This is a genomic window from Streptomyces avermitilis MA-4680 = NBRC 14893 (assembly GCF_000009765.2).
Taxonomy (GTDB): Bacteria; Actinomycetota; Actinomycetes; order Streptomycetales; family Streptomycetaceae; genus Streptomyces; species Streptomyces avermitilis.
In genome coordinates this window covers 6,021,065-6,046,808 of sequence record NC_003155.5, presented here as the reverse complement: position 1 = coordinate 6,046,808, position 25,744 = coordinate 6,021,065, and the positions used below count along the sequence as shown (strand labels likewise).

Below are 25,744 nucleotides of genomic sequence, written 5' to 3'. Positions count from 1 at the left end.
CTGCCGCCTGCCCGAGCGCTTGTTCCTTCAACCGCCTCGCACTCTCAACGACGGTCACTCGAAAGAGTTACGGGGCGGTGAGCCATCTTCGGCACTCTACGTGAGGGCGCGGACACAGTGCAGACATGCACGACGGACCCTCAACGTTTCATCACAACCCGTGCCCCATTTAGCCGGTTTTCTTCCCGTTTGCTGGTGTCTGGGGCTAGATTCGCAATGAGTCATATTTTCATCTCCTTAGATCGTAGATGTACGGTCGTGGGCAGGTAGCAGCCCAGAACGCCGACAAGGGGACACGTAATGGCAGATTTCTCTCGCCTTCCCGGTCCGAACGCGGACCTCTGGGACTGGCAGCTCCTCGCGGCCTGCCGCGGGGTCGACAGCTCGCTCTTCTTCCACCCGGAGGGTGAGCGCGGTGCGGCACGGAGCGCTCGCGAGAACTCGGCCAAAGAGGTCTGCATGAGATGTCCGGTGCGCGCGCAGTGCGCGGCCCACGCGCTCGCGGTGCGCGAGCCGTACGGCGTGTGGGGCGGACTGACCGAGGACGAGCGCGAAGAACTCATGGGGCGGGCGCGGAACCGGCTGGTGTCGGCGGCGACGAACAGCCGCGACACCGCCTCGAACAACTGAAGGAACGTTTCTGCACACGGGTACGCACACGCGTGCCCCTATTTTTGGTGCGCGGCATTCCCGAGGCGTCCCCCAAGGAAGGGCGCGGATCCCGAAGAAGCGCGCTGATCCCGAAGAAGAGGGAGGTCAGCGAGTTGCGGCCGCTGCCAGCTGGTCCAGTGTCGCCGCCACCGCGGGCACCTGGGCCAGATCCGGGAGCGTCAGCGCGACGATCTCCCGCCGCACCGGCGGTTCCACCGCCACCGTGCGCGCGCCCCTGGGACGTACGGACTCGATCGCGAGCTGCGGCAGTACGGCCACGCCGAGACCGGCGCTCACCAGACCGACCACCGCCGGGTAGTCGTCGGTCGCGAAGTCGATCCGGGGAGTGAAGCCGGCGCTCTCGCACACCTCGACGAGCTGACCGCGGCAGCGCGGGCATCCCGCGATCCACGGGTCCGCGGCGAGGTCGGCGATGGCGACGGACTCGGTCCGGGCCAGCCGGTGCCCCTCGGGGACCAGGCCGACGAGACGGTCGGTGAGCAGGGGGCGTACGACCAGGTCGTCCCATTCCTCGGCGCCGGCCGCACCCTCGTACCGGAAGGCGAGCGCCACATCGCAGTCGCCCTCGCGCAGCATCTCGACCGAGCGCGGCGGTTCGGCCTCCTCCAGGGAGACCCGGGTGCCGGGGTGCGCGGCGCGCAGGGCGGCCAGGGCGGTCGGGACGAGCGCCGAACTGCCGCTGGGGAACGAGACGAGACGTACGCGCCCGGCGCGCAGTCCCGCGATGGCGGCGACCTCTTCCTCGGCCGCCGTGAGTCCGGCGATGATGCCCGCGGCGTGCCGGACCAGGGCCTCGCCGGCCTGGGTCAGGCGCATTTCGCGGCCCGTGCGGATCAGCAGCGGTGTGCCCACCGACGACTCCAGCGCCTTCATCTGCTGGCTGACGGCGGGCTGGGTGCAGCCCAGCTCGCGCCCCGCCGCCGAGAAAGAGCCGGTGGCGGCCACGGCACGCAGCACGCGGAGATGTCGGGCCTCGATCACCCTGTGAGCATAAGCGCATCTTGGGCCAACCTCTGAATATCGCGTCGACACTTTGACCGCCCGTCACCTAGCGTGCGGGCATGATGCTTCTGTCGCTGAACGTGGGCCGGGCACGGGCCGTGGAGTACACGGACCAGCCGGAGGGCGTGACCGGTATCGACAAGCGCCCGGTGGACGGGCCGGTGCGGATCTCGGCGCCCGGGCCCAAGGGGGTCGGCGCGAGCGGCGTGGCCGGGGACGCCGTGTGCGACACCCGCCACCACGGCGGGGAACACCAGGCGGTGTACGCGGTCGCCCGCGAGGACCTGGACGGCTGGGAGCGCGAGCTGGGCCGCGCGCTGCCCAACGGCGTGTTCGGCGAGAACCTCACCACCGAGGGGCTCGACGTGTCCGGCGCGCGGATCGGTGAGCGCTGGCGCATAGGCCCCGACGTGGTCCTCGAGGTGACCTCCGGGCGGATTCCGTGCCGGACCTTCCAGGAGCATCTCGGGGAGCGGGGCTGGGTCAAGCGGTTCACGCACAAGGGCGCGCCGGGCGCGTATCTGCGGGTGGTCGAGCCGGGTGAGATCCGGGCGGGCGACCCGGTCGAGATCGTGCACCGGCCCGGCCACGAGGTGACGGTGGCGCTCCAGTTCCGGGCCGTCACGACGGAACGGGAGCTGCTGCCGCGACTGCTGGCGGCAGCGGAAGCGCTGCATCCGGAGGCACTCGCGCGGGCCCGGGAGTACGTGGAGAAGTACGAGGCGTAGAAGAGGGGTGGAAGCGGAGTCGTACGAGGCGTGGAACTCGTCTTCCGCGAACGGGCCTTGGCGGCAGCCCCGGCCGCCCCGCCACCCGACCGCGCGTCACGGTTGCCGAACGGCCGGGCCCGGAGAGCGGACCGGCGCACTCCGGGTCACTAACCTTGGCCCATGACAACGGCTCTGATTACGGGATCGACCGCGGGAATCGGTGCCGCGTTCGCGCGGCGGCTGGCGGCGGACGGGCACAACCTCGTCCTGGTGGCACGTGACACCAAGCGACTGCGTGAGCAGGCCACGGAGTTGCACGACCGGCACGGCATCGAGGCGGAGGTGCTGACCGCGGACCTGGCGACGGACGACGGCATCGAGACGGTGGCCGCCCGGCTGGGCGACCGCAAGAACGCGGTCGATCTGCTGGTCAACAACGCGGGCTTCGGCAACAAGGGCCGCTACCTCGACGTGTCGATGGCCGACGAGCTGAAGATGCTCAAGGTGCACTGCGAGGCGGTGCTGCGGCTGACGAGCGCGGCGGCGGAGCCGATGCGCGAGCGGGGGCGCGGCGGGGTCGTGAACGTCGCCTCGGTGGCCGCGTTCGTACCGCGCGGCACCTACGGGGCGTCGAAGGCGTGGGTCGTGCAGTTCACCCAGGGCGCGGCGAAGGACCTGGCCGGCTCCGGCGTCCGCCTGATGGCGCTGTGCCCCGGCTTTGTGCGCACCGAGTTCCACCAGCGGGCCGGCATGGGCACGGACAACATCCCCAAGTGGATGTGGCTGGACGCGGACAAGCTGGTCGCGGCGGCGCTGGCGGATCTGGCCCGGGGCAAGTCGCTGTCGATTCCGGACCCGCGCTACAAGGCGCTGATGGGACTGGTGAAGGTGACCCCGCGGGCGCTGCTGGGCGGGATCTCCTCGAAGACGGGGCGGAAGTACGGGCCTCAGTGAGAGGTGGCGTCACCTCTGTGGTGGGAAAATGGGGGTGTTCGACCGGACCCGGGGGGCCGGAGGTGACGTCATGACATTTCTTCAGCTCATCGACTGCAAGACCAGTCGGTTCGACGAGATGAACCGGCTCATGGACACATGGGTCGAGCGGACCAAGGGGAAGCGGACCGCGTCGCACAGCGTGATCGGGAAGGACCGGTCCGACGCGTCGCACATCGTGGAGATCGTGGAGTTCCCGTCGTACGAGGAAGCGGTGCGGAACTCGAACCTCCCGGAGACCGACAGCGTCTTCCGGGAGATGGTGGCGCTCTGCGACGAGATGCCCACGTTCACCGATCTGGACGTGGTGCGGGACGAGCAGCTGTACGCGGGGACCGTCCGCAGGTTCCTCCTGGAGGTGGCCACCGAGGGCGAACTGCCGCCGCTCAACGACGTGATGGCGGAGAACTACCACGACCACGACCCCGCCAACGAGCAGGACGCTATCGGGCTGGACGCGATGCGGCGCGAGATCGAGATGTGGCGCCGTGGGTTCGACTTCGCCTTCACCGTCGAGGACCAGCTCGCCGAGGGGGACCGGGTGTGCACCCGGTGGAGCTGGAAGGGCGACCACAAGGGGGACTTCATGGGGATCCTGGCGACCGGCAAGCAGGTCACGATGACCGGGACGACCGTCTTCCGGTGCGGCGAGGACGGCAAGATCGTCGAGGGGTGGTGGCAGTACGACCGGCTGGGGCTGCTGGCCCAGTTGGGCGCGCTCGACGAGCTCGAGAGCTAGACGCCCGGACCGTGCTCGGCGCGCCCGGGAACCAGTGGTTCCGGACAGCGCTGAGGCCCGGCACCCCGTGTGGGATGCCGAGCCTCGGTGACGCTTACCGGCCGGCGTCAGTGATGCCTGGCGTCAGTGCGAGTGGCCGTGACCGTGGCCGTGGCCCGCGTCGGCCTCCTCTTCCGCCGGCTTCTCGACGACCAGGGTCTCGGTCGTCAGGAGCAGGGACGCGATGGACGCGGCGTTCTCCAGGGCGGAGCGGGTGACCTTGACCGGGTCGATGACACCGGACTTGACCAGGTCGCCGTACTCGCCGGTCGCGGCGTTGAAGCCCTGGCCCTTGTCGAGCTCGGCGACCTTGGAGGTGATGACGTAGCCCTCGAGGCCGGCGTTCTCGGCGATCCAGCGCAGCGGCTCGACGGCGGCGCGGCGGACGACCGCGACACCCGTGGCCTCGTCGCCGGTCTTGCCGAGGTTGCCCTCCAGGACCTTCACGGCGTGGACGAGCGCGGAGCCACCACCGGAGACGATGCCCTCCTCGACCGCGGCGCGGGTCGCGGAGATGGCGTCCTCCAGACGGTGCTTCTTCTCCTTCAGCTCCACCTCGGTGGCGGCGCCGACCTTGATGACGCACACGCCGCCGGCCAGCTTCGCGAGGCGCTCCTGGAGCTTCTCGCGGTCCCAGTCGGAGTCGGTGTTCTCGATCTCGGCCTTGATCTGGTTGATCCGGCCGGCGACCTCGTCGGAGCTGCCGCCACCGTCGACGATGGTGGTGTCGTCCTTGGTGACGGTCACGCGGCGGGCGGTGCCCAGCACGTCCAGGCCGACCTGGTCGAGCTTGAGGCCGACCTCCTCGGCGATGACCTGACCGCCGGTGAGGGTGGCGATGTCGCCGAGCATGGCCTTGCGGCGGTCACCGAAGCCGGGGGCCTTGACCGCGACCGCGTTGAACGTGCCGCGGATCTTGTTCACGACCAGGGTCGACAGTGCCTCGCCCTCGACGTCCTCGGCGATGATCAGCAGCGGCTTGGAGGCGTTGGCCTGGATGACCTTCTCCAGCAGCGGCAGGAGGTCCTGGATGGAGGAGATCTTGCCCTGGTGGATGAGGATGTACGGGTCCTCGAGGACGGCCTCCATGCGCTCCTGGTCCGTCACGAAGTACGGCGACAGGTAGCCCTTGTCGAAGGCCATGCCCTCGGTGAAGTCCAGCTCCAGACCGAAGGTGTTGGACTCCTCGACGGTGATGACACCGTCCTTGCCGACCTTGTCCATCGCCTCGGCGATGAGCTCGCCGACCTGGCTGTCCTGGGCGGACAGACCGGCGACGGCGGCGATGTCGGACTTCTCGTCGATCGGGCGGGCGGTCGCGAGGAGCTCCTCGGACACAGCCTTGACCGCGGCGTCGATGCCCTTCTTCAGGAGGGCGGGGGACGCGCCGGCGGCGACGTTCTTCAGGCCCTCGCGGACGAGCGCCTGGGCCAGCACGGTGGCGGTGGTCGTACCGTCACCCGCGATGTCGTTGGTCTTGGTCGCCACCTCCTTCACCAGCTGGGCGCCGAGGTTCTCGTACGGGTCCTCGACCTCGACCTCGCGGGCGATGGTGACACCGTCGTTGGTGATGGTGGGGGCGCCGAACTTCTTGTCGATGACGACGTTGCGGCCCTTGGGGCCGATCGTCACCTTGACCGTGTCGGCAAGCTTGTTGACGCCGCGCTCGAGGGCGCGACGGGCGTCCTCGTCGAACTTCAGGATCTTCGCCATGGGAGCGATTCAGCCCTCTCGGAAAACTGCGGAAAGCTAGTGAAAGCCTGGGAAAACGAACTGCGCCCCGGGCGCCCGGCTTGTTGATGGTCGCGGGGGCCAGGGGCGCAGCTCACAGCACATGCTTCGAGATGAATTACTTCTCGACGATCGCGAGCACGTCGCGAGCCGAGAGGACGAGGTACTCCTCGCCGTTGTACTTCACCTCGGTGCCGCCGTACTTGCTGTAGAGCACTACGTCGCCGACGGTGACGTCGAGCGGAAGACGGTTACCGTCCTCGAAGCGACCCGGGCCCACCGCAAGGACGACGCCCTCCTGGGGCTTCTCCTTCGCGGTGTCCGGGATGACCAGGCCAGAGGCCGTGGTCTGCTCGGCGTCGAGCGGCTGGACCACAATGCGGTCCTCGAGCGGCTTGATGGCAACCTTGGAGCTGGCGGTCGTCACGATCCGACCTCCCCCTTCGGAGATCTCACGGGGTTAACTGTCTGAGGTGGCGACCAGGTCGATCCGTCGTCGCGGGTGCCGGACCTGCCCGTCGCTACTGGCACTCTCCAGTGGGGAGTGCCAGACCTGAGACTATGACCGCGGTTAGCACTCGGTCAAGCGGAGTGCCAATTGCGGCGGCGTGGCGCGCCGATCCGTCCGGTCTCCGGCGGCGTACGACGTGGTCTCGGCTCGGAGAACGTCGCCCCGGAGCGGGAAGTTCCGTACGACCGTGCGGATATGTCCGGCGACCCCGGTTGCCGTATGCCGCACCCACCCGACGACCGGCCCGACTCCCGTGTGCCGCACTTTTCCGACGACCGGCCCGACTCCCGGCAGCCCGAGCCCGCTCTCGCGCACGGCGATGCCATCGCCGGTGGCCGCATGTCACCACGCGGGCTCGCTGCACCTGGCCCTCGGCGCCGTCGTGCTGCTTTTCACGCTGAACGTCTGGCACGACGCGTACGCGTTCTCCCACCCGGCCCCGCTGCCGCCGTGCCCGACCCGGGCGGGCGTCCCCTGTGCGCCGCCGGATCAGAGATAGTCCTCCAGCCGCCCCACCGTGAACCCCTGTGCCTGGACGCGTCGCAGCAGACGTGCCGTCAGGGTCGTCAGGGAGTCGCCGTCCGGGTTCCCGGGGTGGGCGAGGACGATGTCACCGCGGTGCAGCCGGTGGGCCCGGCCGCGGTAGGAAAGTCCGTCCGCCCGCATCGACGCCCGCCACAGCACCACCGCCGTGACCCCGCAGTCCGCGGCGGCGCGCAGCGTCGTACGGTCGTACGCGCCGGCCGGCGGCCGCAGGAAGTACGGGCGCCGGCCGAAGCGCGCCCTGAGCCGGTCCCGCCCGCCGCAGATCCCGGCGCGCTGCCCCGCGTACGGCAGTCCGCGCAGCGAGGTGGCGCCGAGGGTGCCGTTCTGCACCGTCGCGCCGACCGACCTGAGGCGCGCGACGTGTGCGTACCCCGGTCCGACCTCACTGTCCGTGACGAACACGCTGACCGGCAGCCGCAGTTCACGGACCATGTCGGTGAACCGGGGGTCCTTCTCGGCGCCGTAGTAGCCGCCGTCGTAGGTCACGTCGTACGTCAGGAAGACCACCTTGTCGTGGGTGGCGACGCGGTCCACGACGGGCGGCAGGGCGCGGTGGCCGGTACGTACCGGGAACGGGGGGTGGTCGGGGGCGGGAGCGGGGGCGAGCGGGGCGGAGAGCCCCCAGCGGCGGTATGTCTGCGCGCCGGGTTCCTGCGGTCGGCGCACTTTCTGCGCCGCTTTCTTGCCCAGCCGTTCGATGGGGTCGACGGACTGGGCGCAGCCGGTCAGCAGCGTGGCTGCGAGCAGCCCGGCGACCAGCTGCCGCGCCGTCACAGGTAGTCCTCCAGGCGGGCCACCGCGTACCCCTCGTCCGTGACCTTCTCCATGAACCGGCGGATCATGTCGGGCATCGTGCCCTGCCAGTCCTCCTTGCCCCGGAAGTGGGTGAGCACGATGTCGCCGGGGTGCAGGCTCTGGTCCGTCTCGCGGTACTCCCAGTGGTCGACGAAGACCTCTTCGTTCCAGATCGGGGCGTACTTGATGCCGCAGGACCTGGCGGCGCGCAGGGTGTCCCCGTTGTAGTTGCCGTAGGGCGGCCGGAAGAGCGCGGGCCGCTTGCCGAGCCGCTTCTCCATGATGTCCTGCATGCCGCAGATCTCGTGCTCCTGCTCCTCGTACGACAGTCCGGGCAGGTAGGGGTGGGTGAGGGTGTGGTTGTTGAGGGTGACGCCCTGGCGGCGCATCTCCCGGAAGTACCCGTAGTCGTCCTCGACGAGGTAGTTGCTCAGGAAGGCGGTGTACGGAATCTTCAGGTCGCTCATCATCCGCAGGAACGCCGGGTCCTTCTCGGCGCCGTCGTCGATGGTGAGGAAGACGACCTTGTCCTTGGTCGGGACGGTCGTGAAGACGGGCGGCAGGCCTTCCCCGTCCGTGACCTCGAAGCCCTTGCGGAACGTGATCACCGGCTTCTTGACCGGGGGTGCCGGCGCGGTCAGCGGCGTCTTCGTCAGCCCCCAGCGCTTGGCGGCCGCGGCCCGGGCGGCGAGCGAGAGGCGCAGTTTCGAGGCGTACGAGTCGAGGGCGCGGGCGGGCGGTGCCTTGAGCGGCTGCGGGCCGGGGGCCGGCCGCACGGGGCTGTCCGCGCCGGCGCAGCCGGAGGCGAGGGCCGCCAGGGCGAGCACGGCGACGGCAGCCCGGGGCGCCACCGTCCGCTTCGCGCGCTTTTCATCATTTTGTCGTACGGGTCGCATGGCGCCGGATCCTCGCAGCCCGGGGCCTTCGCGCCGGGCCGACACCTCGGCCGGACGCACACCGTCCACCGACTGGCCGACAATGGCCGGGTGAACGACCTCTCCTTCGCCTCCCTGCTCACCCCTGAAGGCCGCGCCCTGCTCGACGAGGTGCGCGACACCGCGCCGGCGCGGGAGCTGGCCGTCGCGACCCGGCTGCGCCGCGAGCACCCCGCGGAGCTGGTCTCGGCGGCCCTCGGACAGGCGCGGCTGCGGCAGCGGGCGGCGGCGAAGTTCGCGGCCGAGGACGCGGCGCGGATGTTCTTCACCCCGAACGGGGTCGAGCAGTCGACGCGCGCGGCGGTGGCGACGCACCGGGCGCTGCGGCTTCGGGAGCTGGGGGTGACGTCCGTGGCCGATCTGTGCTGCGGCATCGGCGGCGACGCGATCGCGCTGGCCCGCGCCGGGATCCGGGTCCTGGCGGTGGACCGCGACCCGCTCACGGCGGCGGTGGCCCGCGCGAACGCCGGGGAACTGGGCCTGACGGACCTGATCGAGGTGCGGGAGGCGGATGTCACGGAGGTCGACCCGGGCCCGTACGACGCGGTCTTCGTGGATCCGGCGCGGCGCGGCGGCCGGGGCCGTGTCTTCGACCCGGAGGCGTACTCGCCGCCGCTCTCCTGGGCGATCGGTACGGCCCTCGCGGCACCGCGGGCCGCGCTGAAGATCGCGCCGGGCATCCCCCACGAGGCGATCCCCGCCGAGGCCGAGGCGGAGTGGATCTCGGACGGCGGGGACGTGAAGGAGGCGGTGCTGTGGTTCGGCACCGAGCCGGGGCTGGTGCGGGCGACCCTGCTGCCGGGCCCGCGGGTCCTGCGCGGCCGCGGCCTGCCGGACCCCGCGGTGCGCCCGCTCGGCCGGTATCTGTACGAGCCCGACGGCGCCGTCATCCGGGCGCATCTCGTCGCGGAGGTCGCCCAGGAGCTGGACGGCGGCCTCGTCGACGAGACGATCGCCTACGTCACGGCGGACGAACTGCGCCCGACGCCGTATGCGACCGCCTACGAGATCACCGACCAGCTCCCCTTCAACGTGAAGAAGCTGAGGGTGCTGCTGCGGGAGCGGGAGGTCGGGATCCTGACCGTGAAGAAGCGCGGGTCGGCCGTCGAACCGGAGGAGCTGCGCAAGAAGGTCAAGCCGCACGGCCCGAACTCGGCCACCGTCTTCCTGACCCGGGTCGCGGGCGCCCCGACGATGCTGATCGGGCACCCGGCGGTCCCGTAGCGGGAACCGGGTGCGCGCATCGCACCGGCGCTTCCCTGTCCGCTCCGCTGCCCGCCCCCCTGTCCGCGCGCGCCCTGTCCGCGCCCTTCCGCCCGGGCCGGCAACTGTCCGCTCACTGCCCGCGCCCTTCCGCCCGGGCCAGCAACAGCTCCCGTTCCCGTTCGTTGCGGGTGAGGGCGGCGGCACGGGCGAACTCGGCGCGGGCCTCCGTCGTACGGCCGAGGCGGGCGAGCAGGTCGCCGCGGACACTGGGCAGCAAGTGGTAGTCACGCAGGGAGGGTTCGGCGGCGAGGGCGTCGACGATCTCCAGGGCGGGGCCGGGGCCCTCGGCCATCGAGACGGCGACCGCGCGGTTCAACTCGACGACGGGGGACGGGGAGCGGGCCGCGAGGAGTCCGTAGAGCGTGACGATCTGCGCCCAGTCGGTGTCCTCGTACGCGTAGGCCCGGGCGTGGCAGGCGGCGATCGCGGCCTGGAGGGCGTACGGGCCGAGGCCGCCGGTGGCGACGGCGTTGGCGCGTCCGAGCGCGGTGAAGCCCCGGCGGATCAGCATCCGGTTCCAGCGGAGCCGGTTCTGGTCCTTGAGGAGGACCGGCTCGCCGGACGGTCCGGTGCGGGCGCCCGCGCGCGACTCCTGAAGCTCCAGCAGCGCCGCCAGCCCGTGCACCTCGGGCTCCTTGGGCATCAACTCGGCGAGTACGCGGGCGAGTCGGAGCGCGTCCTCGCACAGGGCGGGGCGCAGCAGGTCGTCGCCGGCGGTGGCGGCGTACCCCTCGTTGAAGATGAGGTAGATGACCTCCAGGACCGAGCCCAGCCGGGCTTCGCGTTCCGGTCCGTACGGGACCTCGAAGGCGACCCCCTTCGTCGCCAGCGTCCGCTTGGCGCGCACGATGCGCTGGGCGACGGTCGCCTCCGGCGCGAGGAACGCGCGGGCGATCTCGGGCGTGGTCAGCCCGCCGAGCAGCCGCAGGGTGAGCGCGATGCGGGCCTCGGCGGACAGCACGGGGTGGCAGGCGGTGAAGACGAGCCGCAGCAGGTCGTCGTCGATGTCGTCGGGGTCGGCCGGCTCGTCGAGGTGGTGCGGGGCGGTCGACGAGAGGTCCCGCCCCACCTCCTCCAGCTTGCGGGCGTAGCGCTCCCGGCGGCGTACGAGGTCGATGGCGCGATGTTTGGCGGTGGCCGTGAGCCAGGCGCCGGGGTTGTCGGGCACCCCGTCCCTCGGCCACTGCTCCAGGGCGGCGACCAGCGCGTCCTGCGCCAGTTCCTCGGCGATACCGACGTCCCGCACGATCCGGGCGACGCCGGCGATGATGCGGGGCGACTCGATGCGGAAGACGGTTTCGACGGTGGCTTCGATGGCGGCGGTGGCGGTGGGCTGCTGTTCCACAACCCACCATCACACACCCACGGGGACGGCCGGGCCAAGCCACGACTCGAGCCGCGGCTCGGCGCCTGGCCCGGCGCAGGCTCAGCGCCTGGCTCAGCCCTCGGCGATCTCCCGCACCTCACAGGTCACGGTCCAGTGCTCCTCGTGCACCTTCAGGAACCGCTTGGTCCACTCCAGGGCCTCCGCCATGTCCTTGCACTGCATGAGCGCATAACCGCCGACGACCTCCTTGGACTCGGTGAAGGGCCCGTCGGTGACGGACAGCTCTCCGCCGGCCCAGTGCACTCGCTTCCCCTGGGCGGTCGGCGTCAGCCCGGCGGTGTCGAGCATGACGCCCGCCTTGGTGATCTCCTCGAGCAGCTCCCCCATGCGCTGCATCAGTTCGGGGCTCGGTCCCTCGGCGGGCGCGGTGCTCTCGTCGATCTGGATGAGCGACAGGTAACGCGGCATGGTGACTCCTTCGACTGCGGCACGACGGCGGGGCGCGTCCCCGCCGTCCAGGCTGCCGGACGGGGTCTCTCCCCGCCTCTCACCTGTGCGTCGAACGGGGTCCCCGCGGATCGACACGGCCGCCGGAATTCTTCGAAGAATTTTCCGCGCGGGGCGTTTCCGCAGGTCGCACGGGAGGGGATCAGCGCAGCGACGTCCACAACGCGCTCGCCGCCGGTTCCTTCGCCACCACCCGGTTGGGGTCCGAGGGGGCCGTCGCCACCGGCAGCATCACCGTGCTGACCCGCTCCGACGACAGGCCCTTCAGGCTCTCGCCCAGGTTCATCAGTTCGCCCAGGGAGTCGAGACCCGTGTCCGTGGTGAGGCTGCCCGTGATCGCGTCCGCGACCTTGTAGAGGCCGGTGGGGTCGGTCAGGAGGTTCGTCGAGGCGATCTGGTCCAGGAGTGCCTTCACGAGCTTCTGCTGGAGTCCTATGCGGCCCAGGTCGCTGCCGTCGCCTATGCCGTGGCGGGTGCGGGCGAGGGCCAGCGCCTGCTTGCCGGTGAGGTGGTGCTCGCCCGCCTTGAGGTGCAGATGGCTCTTGTCGTCGTCGATGTCCTCGTCCGTGGTCACCGTGACGCCGCCCAGCGCGTTCACCAGCTTGGCGAAGCCGGAGAAGTCGATCTCCAGGTAGTGGTCCATGCGGATGTTCGTCAATGACTCGACCGTCTTCACCGCGCAGACCGGGCCGCCCACCGCGTACGCGCTGTTGAACATCGCGTTGTACGCCACCGCCGTCGTACCGCCCGACGTCAGCGGGCACGAGGGGCGCGTGACCAGCGTGTCGCGCGGGATGCTCACCACCGTCGCCTCCGTCCGGCCCTCGTCGATGTGGACGACCATCGCGGTGTCGGAGCGGGCACCCGAGCTGTCGCCCCCGCCGAGCGTCGCGTTGGCCTTGCCGCTGCGCGAGTCCGAGCCGAGGACCAGGATGTTCAGGGCGCCGCTGGGGAGGGGGGTGGCCGAGGCGGACGCCGACGCGGCCGGAGACGGGGAGGTCACCGACCGCGCCGGGCGGTCGTCGCCGAGCGCGCTGTTGATGTCGACGCTCTTGATGTTGTGGTTCAGACGCCAGTACGCCCAGCCCGCCCCGGCGGCGCCGAGGACGAGGCCGCCGGCGAGCGCGATGCCGACGCCCTTCAGCAGGCGGGACCGCCGGCCCGGACGTCTGACCGCGCCCCCGTTGTCGTCCCCGCGCTCGTCTTCTCCAGTCACGCGGAGGAACATAAGTCCGAATTATTACGAGCGGGGACGTGTGACCGGCATTCTTGCGAAAATCTCAGACTTCTCAGGCGCGTCTTACCCCAGCGTCACTGTCGGCAGCGGGTTGCTTCCGCTCCATGACGCGTTGAAGCCGAAGGTGACCGAACCGCCGTTCGGGACGGTGCCGTTGTAGGAGGCGTTCGCGCAACTCACCGCCGTCCCCGACTGGGTGCACGTCGCGTTCCACGCCTGCGTGATCTGCTGGCCCGCGCCGTACGTCCAGCTCACCTTCCACGCCGACAGGGAGGCCCCGGAACAGGCGATCCGCACCTGGCCCGTGAAGCCCGCGTTCCACTGGCTCGTGACGCTGTACGTCGCCGTGCACGCGCCCGTGGGCGGTGTCGAGGTGCCCCCGAGTGCCGTCGCGATCGCGTGGTACGCCGGTTTCGGCGCGTAGTTCTCGTCGTACGGCGTCGCCGCGCCGTAGCCGGAGAAGACGTCCGGGATCCAGGAGTCGGAGTCCGTGAAGCCCCAGACGGTGACGCCGACGCACCGGGTCACCGCCACGCACGCGTCCAGCACGGCCTTGTAGTCGGCCGCCTGCTGCGTCAGCTTCGCGTCCGTGGCGGGCAGCTGCATACGGATGTCCAGCTCCGTGATCGCCACGTCCACCCCGAGGTCGGCGAAGCGCTGGATGTTCTGCTGGAGCGTGGACGGCACCTGGCCGAGCACGAGGTGGGCCTGGAGGCCGACCCCGTCGATCGGAACCCCGCGGTCCTTGAGGGACTTGACCAGGTTGTAGAGCGCGGTGCTCTTCGCGTTGACGCCCTCGACGTTGTAGTCGTTGATGTAGAGCTTCGCGCTCGGGTCCGCCGCGCGCGCCGCGGTCAGGGCCTGGGCGATGTAATCGGAGCCGAGGCCGTTGTACCAGAGGGTCGAGCGGTAGGTGCCGTCCTCGTTGAACGGCTCGTTCACCACGTCCCAGGCCGCCAGCTTGCCCTGGTAGCGGGTGACTTCGGTGGTGATGTGGTTCTGGAGCAGCGTGCCGAGCTGGGCCGGGGTCCAGGTGCCGTTCGTCAGCCAGCTCGGGTTCTGGCTGTGCCAGACCAGGGTGTGCCCGCGTACCTGCTGGTTGTGGGCCTGCGCGAAGGCGACGATCTGGTCGGCCTCGGTCCAGTTGTACGTGCCCTGGGTGGGCTCGACCGAGCCCCACTTCATGGCGTTGCCGGGGGTCAGCGAGTTGAACTGGGCCCCGGCGATGTCGCCGTACGTGCCGGTCAGCTTGGAGCCGGTGACCGCGGTACCGATGACCTTGCCCTTGGCGGCGGCGAGGTCACGGAGCGGCGTGTCGGCGGCGTGCGCGGCGGGGGCCGCGGCCAGCAGGGCGGCCAGGGCCGCGATGCCGGTGAGCAAGGACGCCGGGGATAAGCCTGATCTTTTCAGAGATCTCATGGCGGGTGCCTCCGAAAGTTTCGGTCGTGCAACCGATTGGCTTCGGAGAGTGTGGAGGGGCGCGCCTCACCCGTCAATACGGAAACAGCGAATACAGGAACAGCGAATACAGGAACGGCGAATACGGAAGCGGCGAATACGGAAACCACGCACGCGGAAGCCACGGTCCGTTCCCTACGCCTACGCCTGCGCCTACACCGGCGCCGGCGCGGCCCCCGTACTGCTGCGCACCACCAGACTCGTCGCCAGTTCCACCCTGGTCGCCACCGAGGCCCCCGCCTCCCGCCCCAGTTCCAGCACCAGCTTCGCGGCCGCCTCCGCCATCTCCGTCAGCGGCTGCCGTACGGTCGTCAGCGGCGGCCCCACCCAGCGCGCCACCGGCAGATCGTCGAACCCGACCACGCTCAGGTCCTGCGGGATGCGCAGCCCCAGTTCGCGCGCCGCCTCGTACAGGCCCAGCGCCTGGAGGTCGTTCCCGGCGAACACGGCCGTGGGGCGGTCCGGCCGCCGCAGCAGTTCGAGGCCCAGCCGGTAGCCGGCCTCGTGGTGGAAGTCCCCCGCCTTGACCAGCCCCGGATCCACCGGCAGCCCCGCCGTCTCCAGCGCCGCCCGGTAGCCGTCCACCCGCGCCCGGCTGCACATCATCCGCGAGGGCCCGCTGATCGCGCCGATCCTGGTGTGCCCGAGTTCGACGAGATGCCGGGTCGCGGCCAGCCCGCCGTGCCAGTTGGTGGCGCCGATCGACGGCACGTCGTCACCCGGGTCGCCGGCCGGGTCCATCACCACGAACGGGATGGATCTGCTGGTCAGCAGCGCACGCTGGGACTCGTCGAGCCCGGACAGCACCAGGATCACACCGTGCGGGCGGCGGGCGGCGACCTGGTCGGCCCAGGTCCGGCCGGGGGTCAGCCGGCCAGCGCTCTCGGACAGGACCACGCTCAGCCCCTCGTCCCGCGCGACGTTCTCCACCCCTCGGATGACCTCCATCGCCCAGGCGCTCTCCAGCTCGTGGAAGACCAGGTCGATCAGGGGCGAGCGGGTGGCCTCGGCCCGGCGGCGGCGGTAGCCGTAGGAGCGGAGCAGCTCCTCGACCCGGGCGCGGGTCGCCGGGGCGACGTCGGCGCGGCCGTTGAGCACCTTCGAAACAGTCGGCGCCGACACGCCGGCCTCGCGGGCGATCTCGGCGAGCGTGGCGGTCTGGGTCGAGCGGGCCATCGACTGTGTCTGCACGGGATTCTCGGGATTCTCGGGTTTCTCGGGATTCCCGGGCTTCCCGGGCCTCTCGGACTTCTCCGGCTTCATGGGCGGGATCGTAGGCCTGGGTGAACGCTCGGCGGACCCCCTGCGGCGGTACGCGCACTCGGAACATTCGTGGATTGGCGCGAAACATTCGATGGCCCCCTGTCCGTGCCCTGCCGCCCCGTCCCCGGCAGGGCACGCCCCCGCTCACTTCACCCGCACCTCGCACCGCAGCCGCCGCTCCCGTCCCACCACCCGCTCGGGCCCGGTCAGCGTCACCGGCACCGTGTACCGCACGTCCCCGTCCGCGCTGGACACCCCCAACCGCAGCTCCAGCGCCCCGGGTTCGACGATCCGCTCGCCGTCGGGGCCCGTGTACGCGGCCAGGTCCGCCGGAACCGTGAAGTGGACCTCCCCCGACGCGCCGGGTTCGAGGGGCACCCGGGCGTACCCCACCAAGCGGACCACCGGCCGCGCGACCTTGCCGACCGGGTCGTGGAGGTAGAGCTGGACGACCTCCGTGCCGGGCCGTTCCCCGGTGTTGCGGACCGTCAGGCGCAGCGTCGTCTCGCCGTCCGTGGGGAACGACGCGTCGTCGACCGACGGGGCCTGCCAGTCGTACGTCGTGTACGACAGCCCGTGTCCGAAGGGGTACAGGGGGGTCGGGTCGAGGTTGCTCGCCTCGCCGTGCCGGCCGAGCGGCGGGGCGAGGTACGTCCACGGCTGTCCCGCCGGGCCGCGCGGCACGCTCACCGGCAGCCGGCCCGACGGGTTGACCCGCCCGGACAGCACCCCGGCCACGGCCGGGCCTCCTTCCTCGCCCGGGAAGAACGCCTGCACCACCGCGGCGCACCGGTCCGCCCAGCGCCCGAGCGCGTACGGGCGCCCGGACAGCAGGACCAGGACGACCGGCGTCCCGGAGGCGAGGGCCCGGTCCACCACCTCGCCCTGTCCGTCGGGAAGTTCGAGGTCCGCCGCGTCGCAGCCCTCCCCCGAGGTGCCGCGTCCGAACAGCCCCGACCGGTCGCCGACCGCGACCACACACACCTCGGCCGCCGCCGGGTCGGTCACGAACTCGGCGTCCGGCAGCTCCGTGCGCAGCGCCTCCAGCAGCGTCGGCACGGCGACCCCCATCGGGACCCCGGGGCGGTCCAGGAGGACATGGCGGGGGAAGGTGTAGCAGCCGAGCATGGCCGCCGGGTCGTCGGCGTGCGGCCCGAGGACGGCGATCCGGCGGGCCCCCGGAGCGAGCGGCAGCAGGCCCCGGTCGTTGGCGAGCAGGACGACCGACTCCTGTGCCAACTGACGTGCCAGCGCCCGCATATGGGGCGGGTCCAGGTCGACCGGGGCCTCGGTGGCGGGCGGCGCCCAGTCCGGGTCGAGCAGCCCCAGCTCGCACTTCTGCGTCAGCACCCGCAGCGCGGCCCGGTCCACCAGTTCCTCGTCGAACGGCCCGGCCCCGAAGCACCGCACCGCGGGCAGCTCCACGTCCACCCCGGCCGCGAGCGCGAGCGCCGCCGCCCCGGCCGGGGAGTCGGCGAGCCCGTGGGCCGACTCCAGGAAGGAGACCCCGAAGTAGTCGGAGACGACGGTGCCGGTGAACTGCCATTCGTCCCGCAGCAGGTGGGTGAGCAGCCGGTGGTGCGCGTGCGCGGGCAGTCCGTCGATGTCGTTGTACGCCGCCATCACCGACCGGGCGCCGCCCTCCCGTACCGCCATCTCGAAGGGCGGCAGGATGACGTCGGCCAGTTCGCGCGGGCCGAGCGACGCGGGCGCGTGGTTGCGGGCGCCGCGTGAGGCCGAGTAGCCCGCGAGGTGCTTGAGCGTGGCTACGACGCCGGACGACTGAAGGCCCTGCACGTAGGCGGTGCCGACGGTGGCCACGAGGTAGGGGTCCTCGCCGATCGACTCCTCCGTGCGCCCCCAGCGCGGATCCCGTACGACGTCGAGGACGGGGGCCAGCCCCTGGTGCACGCCCACGGCCCGCATCGAGGCGCCGATCGCGGCCGCCATCTCCTTCACCAGGTCCGGATCGAAGCTGGCGCCCCAGGCGAGCGGTGTCGGAAAGATGGTCGCCTGCCAGGCGGTGAAGCCGGTGAGGCACTCCTCGTGGGCGAGGGCGGGCAGCCGGAAGCGGTTCGCGGCGCGGATGCGTTCCTGGAGGAACCCGAGCCGGGCGGCGCCCTCGGCCGGGTCGACGGGCGCCGTGCCGAAGGGGCGGGTGAGCTGGCCGAGGCCGTGCGGGAGCAGCCCGGCGAGGTCCACGCCCTCGGACAGCGCGTGCTGGAGCGGTGCCACGTCCCCGCCCGGTGCCTCGTCGGAGCCGGGCCAGACGCCGTAGAGCTGGGCGGTCTTCTCCTGGGGGGTCATCCGGGCGAGCAGGTCGGCGGCGCGGACGGCTGCGGGCAGAGCGGGGTCCTGCCAGGGGTGGGTCATGTAACTCCTCACGTCTGTACGGGGGTACGACGGGCCCTAGCCCTTGGTCGCGCCGAGCGTGATGCCGCCGATCAGCTGTCGTTCGGCGACGGCGTAGAAGGCCAGGGCGGGCGCCATGGCGAGCACCAGGTACGCGAAGATGCGGGCCACGTCGGAGGCGTACTGGCCCTGGAACTGCTGGATGCCGACCGGGATCGTCCACCAGGTGGGCTCGCTGAAGACCAGCAGCGGCAGCAGGAACTGGTTCCAGCTGCTGACGATGGCGAGGACGGAGACCGTGCCGAGGGCGGGCCGGGCCAGCGGCAGCAGGACGCGCCAGAAGAAGCCGAAGGGGGAGCAGCCGTCGAGGGTCGCCGCCTCCTCCAGCTCGCCGGGGATCTCCCGGAAGAAGCCGCGCAGGATGATGATCGTCACCGGCAGCCCGAAGGCCGCCTCGGGCAGGATCACGCCCCACGGGTTGTCGAGGAGCCCGAAGGTGCGCAGCAGGATGAACAGCGGCAGGATCGCCACCGCGAACGGGAACATCAGCCCCATCGTGAACAGGGTGAACATGAACTCCCGCCCGCGGAAGGCGAACCGGGCCAGGGCGAACGCGGCGAGGGCCGCGGTCACCACCGTGACCAGGGTGGCTCCCACCGCGATCACCGTGCTGCTGCCGATGGACCGCCAGAACGCCCCCGAGCCGAGCAGGGACGTGTAGTTCGAGGTCACCCAGGGCGAGGGCAGCCCGAACGGGTTGCCGGAGAGCTGGTCGGTGGACTTGAAGCCGGAGACGATGGCGTACAGGAGCGGGGTGACCATGAAGACGCCGACCACCCAGAGGATCGCGTACACGGGGAGGGCGCGCAGCCTCCGGCGCCGTACGACGCTCGTCGGCGGACCCGTCGTCGGTCCTGTCGTCGGTCCTGTCGTCGGTCCCGTCGGCGCGCTCATCGGTTCGCTCGCATGGTGGTGATGGCTCCTTCGGTGTCACGGCGCAGCACGAAGCGCTGGTAGGCGAGGGCGAAGACCAGGCTGATCAGGAACATCACGACGCTGATGGCGCTCGCGTAGCCCATCTGATAGCGCTTGAAGCCGTACTGGACCATGCTGATCGCCATCGTCTCGGAGGCGTGGTCGGGGCCGCCGGTGGTGATCACCCAGACCAGGTCGAAGAGCTGGATGGAGAAGACGACGGACAGGAACGCGCTGATCCGCAGGGTCGGCGCGAGCAGCGGCAGCGTGATGTGGCGGAAGCGCTGCCAGGTGCCCGCGCCGTCGATGCGCCCCGCCTCGTGCAGTTCGGCCGGGATGCCCTGGAGGCCGGCCAGGTGGAGCATCATGTGGAAGCCGAAGTACTTCCAGGTCATGACGAGGAAGAGGGTGGGCAGAACCGTGTTCCGGCCCGCGAACCAGTCCCCGCCGAGGCCGTCGAGCCCGACCGCGCCGAGGACTTTGTCGGCGAGCCCCTCCCCCGGCGCGAAGATCATGCCGAACAGCACGCCGGTGATGACCTCGGACAGGATGTACGGGGCGAAGAACAGCATCCGGTAGACGGCCCGCCCGCGCAGCTTCTGGTTGAGCAGCACGGCCATGGCGAGGGCGAACGGCAGCTGGAGGACGACGGAGAAGCCGATCAGCAGCCCGCCCCGCCACAGGTCCCCGAGGAACACGGGGTCCTTGAGGAGCCGGGTGTAGTTGCCGAACCCCGTGACGTCCGTGGGCGAGCCGAATCCGCCCCAGTCGAAGAAGCTGATGTAGATGGCGTAGCCCATCGGGACCAGCACGAGCAGGCCGAACAGGATGAGGGCCGGGACCGTGAAGACGAAGGCGCCGAGCCAGTCGCGCAGCCGGCGCGATGCGGGCGCGGGGCCGCCCGCGCGGGGGGAGACGGGCCCGGGGTCCGGGGACTTGCCGAGGTCCGGCACGTACGCCGGCGGGGTAGAGGTCGAGTGCGGCGACGGGGTAGAGGTCGAGTGCGGCGACGGGGTCGAGTGCGTCATCGGCGTCCGCTAGCTCTTCTCGCTCTTGGCGACCTGGGTGACCGAACGCGTCACCTGCTGCGGGGACTTGGAGCCGGCGACGAGCGCGGCGACGCTGTCGTTGATCTCCTGGCCGACGGCGGGGGCGTAGGCCTGGTCGAGGTAGAGCTGGAAGCCGGTGGCCGCGTTCAGCGCGTCCGACACAGCGGTGAGGTTGGGGTCCGTCAGCGCGCCGCGCGCGTCCTTGGACACCGGTATCAGGCCGGTCTCCTTGACCAGTTTTCCGGCGAACTCCTTCTCGCCGAAGAACTTCAGGAACTCCACCGCCGCCTCGGGCGCGCCCTTGCGCACCGCGTGGCCGCCGCCCCCGCCGAACACCTCGGTGAGCGCGCCCTTTCCGCCCTCGACGGCGGGGAAGGAGAAGAAGCCGAGGTCCTTGCCGAGACCCTTGCCCGCGTCCTTCTCGACGACCGGCGCCCACTGGCCCATCAGCTCCATGGCCGCCTTGCCGTTGCCCATCGCGGCCGCCTCGCCGGTGGGCGTGGAGTAGCCCGCGCCGAGGAACCCCTTCTGGAAGGGCTGGAGCGCGACGAGGTCCTTGAGGTGCTGGCCGGCCTTGACGAAGCCGTCGCCGGTGAAGTCGGCGTCGGTGGCGGCCTTGTGCATCGCGTCGAGCCCCGCGACACGCATCGAGAGGTACGCCCAGTAGTACATGCCGGGCCACTTCTCCTTGCCGGCCAGGGCGATGGGCGTGATCCCGGCGGACTTGAGGGACCTGACGGCGTCGAGGAAGCCGGACCAGGTGGTGGGCGGGGTGTCGATGCCCGCCTGCTTGAAGAGCGCCTTGTTGTACCAGAAGCCGACCGCGCCGATGTCGAAGGGAACGGCGTACGTCCTGCTGTCGAACCGGTAGGCGGCGAGCGCGGCGGGCACGTAGGTGTCCGTCCAGGAGGAGACCCGGTCGGTCAGGTCCTCGACCAGGCCCGCGTCGATCTGCTGCTCGAGTACCCCGCCGCCCCAGGTGTGGTAGATGTCCGGCAGCTTCCCCGAGGCGGTCTGCGCGGTCATCTTGGACTTGTACGCCTCGTTCTCCAGCGTCACGATCTTGATCTTCACGTCGGGGTGCGCGGCCTCGAACTCCTTGGCGCGCTGGGCCCACAGCTTCTTCGCGGGCTCGGTGGTGGTGATGTTCCACCACTCGATCGTGGTCTTGCCCGAGCTGTTTCCGCTGTCGGAGGAGCCGCACGCGCTCAGCGCGGCCGCGCCCACTCCGGTCGCCGCGGAGGCCGCCAGGAAACCGCGGCGGGAGAGAGAGGTGTTGCCCAACGCTCGCATCGCACACCTTCCGGAAGAGAGCCGATAATTATCGGTCGAGTGCGCACGGAAGCTACGGGTGTACGACAGGTGTGTCAACGGCCCTGACAAATACCGGTGTTATCGAGACCCGGACGGAAGCCGGACGAGAGCCGGACGGGACGCGTGACGGGGCCCGGACGGGGCCCGGACGGGCCCCGCGGCGAGGTCAGCCGCGCGGGGCCGTACTCGCCCGCAGCACCAGCTCGGTGGCCAGCTCGACCCTGGGCGACGCGGGCTCCTCACCGGCCGCGAGCCTGAGCACCGTCCGCGTCGCCAGCTTGCCCATCTCCGCCAGCGGCTGACGGACGGTCGTCAGCGGCGGCGCCGACCAGCGGACCTCGGGCAGGTCGTCGAACCCGACGACGCTCATGTCCTCCGGCACCCGCAGCCCCCTGCGCCGCAGCGCCTCGATCGCCCCCAGCGCCATCTGGTCACTGGCGGCGAACAGCGCGGTCGGCGGCTCGGCCAGGTCGAGCAGTCGGGTGCAGCCGTCGAATCCCGACGCGTGGTAGAAGTCGCCCGGCACGATCAGGGCGTCGTCGACCGCGATGTCCGCGCCCTCCAGGGCGGCCCGGTAGCCGTCGAGCCGCGCGCGCGAGCACAGCAGCCGTGGCGGCCCCGCGATGAACCCGATCCGCCGGTGCCCGAGGCCGAGCAGGTGTTCGGTCGCGGCCAGGCCGCCCGCCCAGTTGGTGGCCCCCACGGTCGGCGCGTCCAGGGAGGGCGAGCCGGCCGGGTCGACGACGACGAGCGGGACGCCGAGCCTGCGCAGTTCCTCGTGCATACGGGGTTCGAGGACGGACGTCACGAGGATCACGCCGTCCGAGGCGCGGGCGCGGAGATTGGTCATCCACTGCCGGGCCGAGCCGGACGCGCCGTGGATGGCCGACACCACCGTGCCGACGCCCGAGGCGTGCGCGATCTCCTCGACCCCCCGGATGATCTCCACGGCCCAGGGGCTGTCGAGGTCGTTGAACACCAGGTCGATGAGGGCCGCGCGGTCGCCCGGGGCGGACGACTTGCGCTGGTAGCCGTGGTGACGCAGCAGGTCCTCGACCCGGGCGCGGGTCTGAGGCGACACGTCGGAGCGGCCGTTGACCACCCGCGACACGGTGGGCACCGAGACGCCGGCCTGCCGGGCGATCTCGGTGATGGTCACCTTGTTCTTCATGCTCTCCCGGGCCACGTGCCCACCTCCGTTGCCGAAACCTTGCAGGAGTCTTCCGGAAAACCGGGCTCGGCGGGAAGGTTACAGGGGCGGCGGGAGAGGGTCAGTTCGCCTGGGCTGCGGCGTGCGTGACGAAAGCGCCCCAGGCGGTGGGGGTGAGAGCGAGGTGGGGGCGGGTGAGGTCTTTTGAGTCGCGGATGTGGATGGTGGTGGGGGTGGGGGCGACTTCGATGCAGTTGTCGCCCTGGGTGCCGCTGTACGTGGACTTGCGCCAGTTCAGGGCGACTTCGATGCAGTTATCGCCCTCTGTGCCGCTGTAGCTGGACTTGAACCACGCCAGTTGGGTGGTGCTCATAGCTCTCCTCCGATGCGCTCCAGCAGGCCGACGGAGTCCAGGGGGCTGAGAGCCTGCGAGCGGAGTGTTGCATACCTGCGGTGCAGGACAGCGGCCTCTTTCGCGTCGGTGATCAACCGGCCGGTTTTCTGCCCCTCCGAGTAGGCGAGGCGCCTGCCGTCCGGAGTCTCCAACAGGGCGAGCGGACCGTCCAGCCCCGCGTGAACCTCGCAGTCCAGCGGCATGATCTGGATCTCCACGTTGCGGAGTTGAGCGTACCCAAGCATGTGGTCCAGCAAGCTCCGAGTGACCTCGACGCCGCCGAGGCGCCGCCGCACGATGTGCTCGTCGATGACGAAGCTGAACGAGGTGTTGGGGCACTCGCGGAGCATCCGCTGCCGTTCCATTCGGGCGACGGCCTGAGCCTCCACCTGCTCGTCCGACAGCGGCGGGATGCTGTTGCCGAACACCACGCGCGCGTACGGCTCGGGCTGCAACAACCCCGGAACCAGACGGCATTCGTACGTGGCCAGACTCACCGCTTCCCGCTCAAGCCGCGCCCACGCCTTGAACCACGCCGCGAACCCCGGCTGCCGCGCCATGAACCGAAACGCCCTGCGCAACGCCCCCGTATCCCCCAGCGCCCCCTCCGCCAGCTCCACGAACCGCTCGTCCGCCAGCCGTCGCCCCAGCTCGATGGACGCCACGGAGTGCTTGGACAGATGAACCCGCGCCCCGAACTCCTCCCGGCTCAGCCCCGCATGCTCCCGCAGCCCCTGCACGAACCCGCCGAACGTCTTCATGCTGTCCGACGACTCCGGCTCACCACCCTGCGCCGACCACCCCATGTCATGTGCCATGCACCCAGAGTCACGACACCAATACCGTACTGTCCACCCCGGACCCGCGTACTCCGCCGACAGTACGGCCGTACCACCTGGCGTCAGCGGCCGCTTCCGGTCAGCTCACACCCACCGACTCGAACCGCCACCGGTGCACGGTCCGCGTCACCAACTCCCCGTCGGGGTCCGGGAGTTCCGGCAGTTCGGCGTCGTACGCGGCATCCCACCACGTGATCACCAGTACCCGGTCCTGCGGCGCCCGCAGGACCTCGCGCCGCAGGGGCCGTCCCGGGAGGTCCTGCTTCTCGACCCAGGCCAGCAGTTCGTCGCCGCGGCCCTCGACCGCCCGGGCCTCCCACATCAGCGCGACGGTCACGAGTACAGGTTCTCCTTGCTGACCTCGTGCACGTGATCGTGGCCGTGCGTGTGCGCATGCGTGTGCGCGCGCCCGGGCACGTGCGGGTCCGTCACCGGCAGCGACGAGTCCGCGGACAGGTCCCAGTCGGAGGCGGCACGCCCCCGCGCCACCATCTCCGCGCCCAGCGCCGCGACCATCGCCCCGTTGTCCGTGCACAGCTTCGGGCGGGGCACCCGCAGCCGGATCCCGGCGGCCTCGCACCGCTCCTGGGCGAGCGCGCGCAGCCGCGAGTTGGCCGCGACGCCGCCGCCGATCATGAGGTGGTCGACGCCCTCGTCCTTGCAGGCGCGTACGGCCTTGCGGGTCAGCACGTCCACCACCGCCTCCTGGAAGGACGCGGAGACGTCACGCACCGGCACCTCCTCACCGGCGGCCCGCTTGGCCTCGATCCAGCGGGCCACGGCGGTCTTCAGACCGGAGAAGGAGAAGTCGTACGCGGGGTCGCGCGGCCCGGTGAGACCGCGCGGGAACGCGATCGCCTTCGGGTCGCCCTCGCGCGCGTACCGGTCGATGACCGGACCGCCCGGGAAGCCCAGGTTCAGCACGCGCGCGATCTTGTCGAAGGCCTCGCCCGCCGCGTCGTCGATGGTCGCGCCCATCGGCCGCACATCGGAGGTGATGTCCGTGGAGAGCAGCAGCGAGGAATGCCCGCCGGACACCAGCAGCGCCATGGTCGGCTCCGGCAGCGGCCCGTGCTCCAGCTGGTCGACGCAGATGTGGGAGGCGAGGTGGTTGACGCCGTAGAGGGGCTTGCCGAGCGCGTAGGCGTACGCCTTCGCCGCCGAGACCCCGACGAGCAGCGCGCCGGCCAGGCCGGGACCGGCGGTCACGGCGATGCCGTCCAGGTCCTTCGCCGAGACGCCCGCCTCCTTCAGGGCGCGCTGGATGGTCGGCACCATCGCCTCGAGGTGCGCACGGGAGGCGACCTCGGGCACCACACCGCCGAAGCGGGCGTGCTCGTCGACGCTGGACGCGATGGCGTCCGCGAGCAGGGTGGTGCCGCGGACAATGCCGACGCCGGTCTCGTCGCAGGACGTCTCGATGCCCAGGACGAGCGGCTCGTCGCGTGAGTCAGCCATTGATCTCGGTTCCTTGTGTTCCTTGTACGGAGGTCGAGGGGTCCTGGAGCCGCATCACCAGGGCGTCCACGTTCCCCGGCTGGTAGTAGCCGCGCCGGAAGCCGATGGGCTCGAATCCGAAGCGTTCGTAGAGCTTCTGGGCGCGGACGTTGTCGACGCGGCACTCGAGCAGGACCTCGGCGCACTCGAACGCGGTCGCGGCCCGCAGCAGCTCGGTCAGCAGGGTCGCGCCGAGGCCGGTGCCCCAGTGGTCGCGGTCGACGGCGATGGTCTGTACGTCGCCCACCTCGCCGGAGGCGACGAGTCCGCCGTATCCGACGATCTTTCCGTCCTCCTCGGCCACGACGTACCGCCGGGTCGCCCCGGCCCCTCGGGAGTGGGCCAGCTCGGACCAGAACATGCCCCGGGACCAGGCGTCCTCGGGGAAGAGGTCCTTCTCCATCTCGAATACGGGATCGATGTCCCACCAGCGCATCTCGCGC

At 71.0% G+C, this 25,744-nt stretch carries 25 protein-coding genes; 5 read left to right on the top strand and 20 right to left on the bottom strand.

The window, feature by feature from the left end; all coding sequences use genetic code 11:
- Positions 1 to 300: 300 nt before the first annotated feature.
- Positions 301 to 630, top strand: coding sequence for a WhiB family transcriptional regulator (locus SAVERM_RS25775; RefSeq protein WP_010986403.1), 330 nt, complete (start codon positions 301 to 303; stop codon positions 628 to 630).
- Positions 631 to 756: 126 nt separating this feature from the next.
- Here SAVERM_RS25775 and SAVERM_RS25770 read toward each other — a convergent pair whose 3' ends face one another.
- Positions 757 to 1,653, bottom strand: coding sequence for a LysR family transcriptional regulator (locus tag SAVERM_RS25770; RefSeq protein ID WP_010986402.1), 897 nt, complete (start codon positions 1,651 to 1,653; stop codon positions 757 to 759).
- An 80-nt stretch (positions 1,654 to 1,733) separates the two neighbouring features.
- On the opposite strand from SAVERM_RS25770, the gene SAVERM_RS25765 reads away from it, so the two are divergent.
- The 3 genes from SAVERM_RS25765 to SAVERM_RS25755 all read left to right on the top strand — a co-directional run bounded on the left by SAVERM_RS25765 (position 1,734) and on the right by SAVERM_RS25755 (position 4,116).
- Positions 1,734 to 2,402: an MOSC domain-containing protein gene (locus SAVERM_RS25765; protein WP_010986401.1), complete on the top strand. Its 669-nt coding sequence runs from the start codon at positions 1,734 to 1,736 to the stop codon at positions 2,400 to 2,402.
- Between the two features lie 162 nt (positions 2,403 to 2,564).
- Positions 2,565 to 3,338, top strand: coding sequence for an SDR family NAD(P)-dependent oxidoreductase (locus SAVERM_RS25760; RefSeq protein WP_010986400.1), 774 nt, complete (start codon positions 2,565 to 2,567; stop codon positions 3,336 to 3,338).
- Between the two features lie 70 nt (positions 3,339 to 3,408).
- Complete coding sequence (locus SAVERM_RS25755) at positions 3,409 to 4,116, top strand: ester cyclase (protein WP_037648020.1); 708 nt, start codon at positions 3,409 to 3,411, stop codon at positions 4,114 to 4,116.
- A gap of 123 nt (positions 4,117 to 4,239) precedes the next feature.
- On the opposite strand, the gene groL is transcribed toward SAVERM_RS25755, so the two are convergent.
- The 4 genes from groL to SAVERM_RS25735 form a co-directional block, all read right to left on the bottom strand.
- Positions 4,240 to 5,868 carry a chaperonin GroEL gene (groL, locus tag SAVERM_RS25750; RefSeq protein ID WP_010986398.1) on the bottom strand — a complete coding sequence of 543 codons (1,629 nt, stop codon included), beginning with the start codon at positions 5,866 to 5,868 and terminating at the stop codon, positions 4,240 to 4,242.
- Positions 5,869 to 6,004: 136 nt separating this feature from the next.
- Positions 6,005 to 6,313 carry a co-chaperone GroES gene (groES, locus tag SAVERM_RS25745; protein WP_010986397.1) on the bottom strand — a complete coding sequence of 103 codons (309 nt, stop codon included), beginning with the start codon at positions 6,311 to 6,313 and terminating at the stop codon, positions 6,005 to 6,007.
- 573 nt (positions 6,314 to 6,886) lie between these two features.
- Complete coding sequence (locus SAVERM_RS25740) at positions 6,887 to 7,717, bottom strand: polysaccharide deacetylase family protein (RefSeq protein ID WP_010986396.1); 831 nt, start codon at positions 7,715 to 7,717, stop codon at positions 6,887 to 6,889.
- A complete protein-coding gene (locus tag SAVERM_RS25735; protein ID WP_037648021.1) occupies positions 7,714 to 8,634 on the bottom strand; it encodes a polysaccharide deacetylase family protein in 921 nt (306 codons plus the stop codon). Before SAVERM_RS25735 ends, SAVERM_RS25740 begins: the two co-directional genes overlap by 4 nt.
- Before the next feature lie 90 nt (positions 8,635 to 8,724).
- On the opposite strand from SAVERM_RS25735, the gene SAVERM_RS25730 reads away from it, so the two are divergent.
- Positions 8,725 to 9,897: a THUMP-like domain-containing protein gene (locus SAVERM_RS25730; protein ID WP_010986394.1), complete on the top strand. Its 1,173-nt coding sequence runs from the start codon at positions 8,725 to 8,727 to the stop codon at positions 9,895 to 9,897.
- Between the two features lie 112 nt (positions 9,898 to 10,009).
- On the opposite strand, the gene SAVERM_RS25725 is transcribed toward SAVERM_RS25730, so the two are convergent.
- The 15 genes from SAVERM_RS25725 to rimI form a co-directional block, all read right to left on the bottom strand.
- Positions 10,010 to 11,284, bottom strand: coding sequence for an RNA polymerase sigma factor (locus SAVERM_RS25725; protein ID WP_010986393.1), 1,275 nt, complete (start codon positions 11,282 to 11,284; stop codon positions 10,010 to 10,012).
- Positions 11,285 to 11,377: 93 nt separating this feature from the next.
- A complete protein-coding gene (locus tag SAVERM_RS25720) occupies positions 11,378 to 11,734 on the bottom strand; it encodes a YciI family protein (RefSeq protein ID WP_010986392.1) in 357 nt (118 codons plus the stop codon).
- A gap of 181 nt (positions 11,735 to 11,915) precedes the next feature.
- Positions 11,916 to 13,001, bottom strand: coding sequence for an LCP family protein (locus SAVERM_RS25715; protein WP_010986391.1), 1,086 nt, complete (start codon positions 12,999 to 13,001; stop codon positions 11,916 to 11,918).
- A 72-nt stretch (positions 13,002 to 13,073) separates the two neighbouring features.
- Entirely contained in the window at positions 13,074 to 14,429 is a 1,356-nt protein-coding gene (locus tag SAVERM_RS25710) for a glycoside hydrolase family 10 protein (RefSeq protein ID WP_010986390.1), read from the bottom strand.
- Between the two features lie 192 nt (positions 14,430 to 14,621).
- Positions 14,622 to 15,644 (bottom strand): LacI family DNA-binding transcriptional regulator, encoded by a 1,023-nt coding sequence (locus SAVERM_RS25705; RefSeq protein WP_042494514.1) that lies wholly within the window; start codon positions 15,642 to 15,644, stop codon positions 14,622 to 14,624.
- A gap of 231 nt (positions 15,645 to 15,875) precedes the next feature.
- The gene (locus SAVERM_RS25700) at positions 15,876 to 18,104 is read right to left on the bottom strand and encodes a beta-xylosidase/alpha-l-arabinosidase (protein WP_010986388.1); all 2,229 of its coding nucleotides are present in this window, start codon (positions 18,102 to 18,104) and stop codon (positions 15,876 to 15,878) included.
- 36 nt (positions 18,105 to 18,140) lie between these two features.
- A complete protein-coding gene (locus SAVERM_RS25695; protein ID WP_010986387.1) occupies positions 18,141 to 19,037 on the bottom strand; it encodes a carbohydrate ABC transporter permease in 897 nt (298 codons plus the stop codon).
- On the bottom strand, positions 19,034 to 20,086 hold the full coding sequence (locus tag SAVERM_RS25690) for a carbohydrate ABC transporter permease (RefSeq protein WP_010986386.1): 1,053 nt from the start codon (positions 20,084 to 20,086) through the stop codon (positions 19,034 to 19,036). The genes SAVERM_RS25695 and SAVERM_RS25690 overlap by 4 nt, the downstream gene beginning before the upstream one ends.
- 9 nt (positions 20,087 to 20,095) lie before the next feature.
- Positions 20,096 to 21,391: an extracellular solute-binding protein gene (locus SAVERM_RS25685; RefSeq protein ID WP_037648026.1), complete on the bottom strand. Its 1,296-nt coding sequence runs from the start codon at positions 21,389 to 21,391 to the stop codon at positions 20,096 to 20,098.
- A gap of 196 nt (positions 21,392 to 21,587) precedes the next feature.
- A complete protein-coding gene (locus tag SAVERM_RS25680; protein ID WP_037648027.1) occupies positions 21,588 to 22,592 on the bottom strand; it encodes a LacI family DNA-binding transcriptional regulator in 1,005 nt (334 codons plus the stop codon).
- Between the two features lie 100 nt (positions 22,593 to 22,692).
- Positions 22,693 to 22,944 carry a DUF397 domain-containing protein gene (locus SAVERM_RS25675; protein ID WP_010986383.1) on the bottom strand — a complete coding sequence of 84 codons (252 nt, stop codon included), beginning with the start codon at positions 22,942 to 22,944 and terminating at the stop codon, positions 22,693 to 22,695.
- Positions 22,941 to 23,783: a helix-turn-helix domain-containing protein gene (locus tag SAVERM_RS25670; RefSeq protein ID WP_010986382.1), complete on the bottom strand. Its 843-nt coding sequence runs from the start codon at positions 23,781 to 23,783 to the stop codon at positions 22,941 to 22,943. The genes SAVERM_RS25675 and SAVERM_RS25670 overlap by 4 nt, the downstream gene beginning before the upstream one ends.
- A gap of 100 nt (positions 23,784 to 23,883) precedes the next feature.
- A complete protein-coding gene (locus SAVERM_RS25665; protein WP_010986381.1) occupies positions 23,884 to 24,141 on the bottom strand; it encodes a hypothetical protein in 258 nt (85 codons plus the stop codon).
- Positions 24,138 to 25,262 (bottom strand): tRNA (adenosine(37)-N6)-threonylcarbamoyltransferase complex transferase subunit TsaD, encoded by a 1,125-nt coding sequence (gene tsaD, locus SAVERM_RS25660; RefSeq protein WP_010986380.1) that lies wholly within the window; start codon positions 25,260 to 25,262, stop codon positions 24,138 to 24,140. Before tsaD ends, SAVERM_RS25665 begins: the two co-directional genes overlap by 4 nt.
- A complete protein-coding gene (gene rimI, locus SAVERM_RS25655; protein ID WP_010986379.1) occupies positions 25,255 to 25,737 on the bottom strand; it encodes a ribosomal protein S18-alanine N-acetyltransferase in 483 nt (160 codons plus the stop codon). The genes tsaD and rimI overlap by 8 nt, the downstream gene beginning before the upstream one ends.
- Between the last annotated feature and the right edge of the window lie 7 nt (positions 25,738 to 25,744).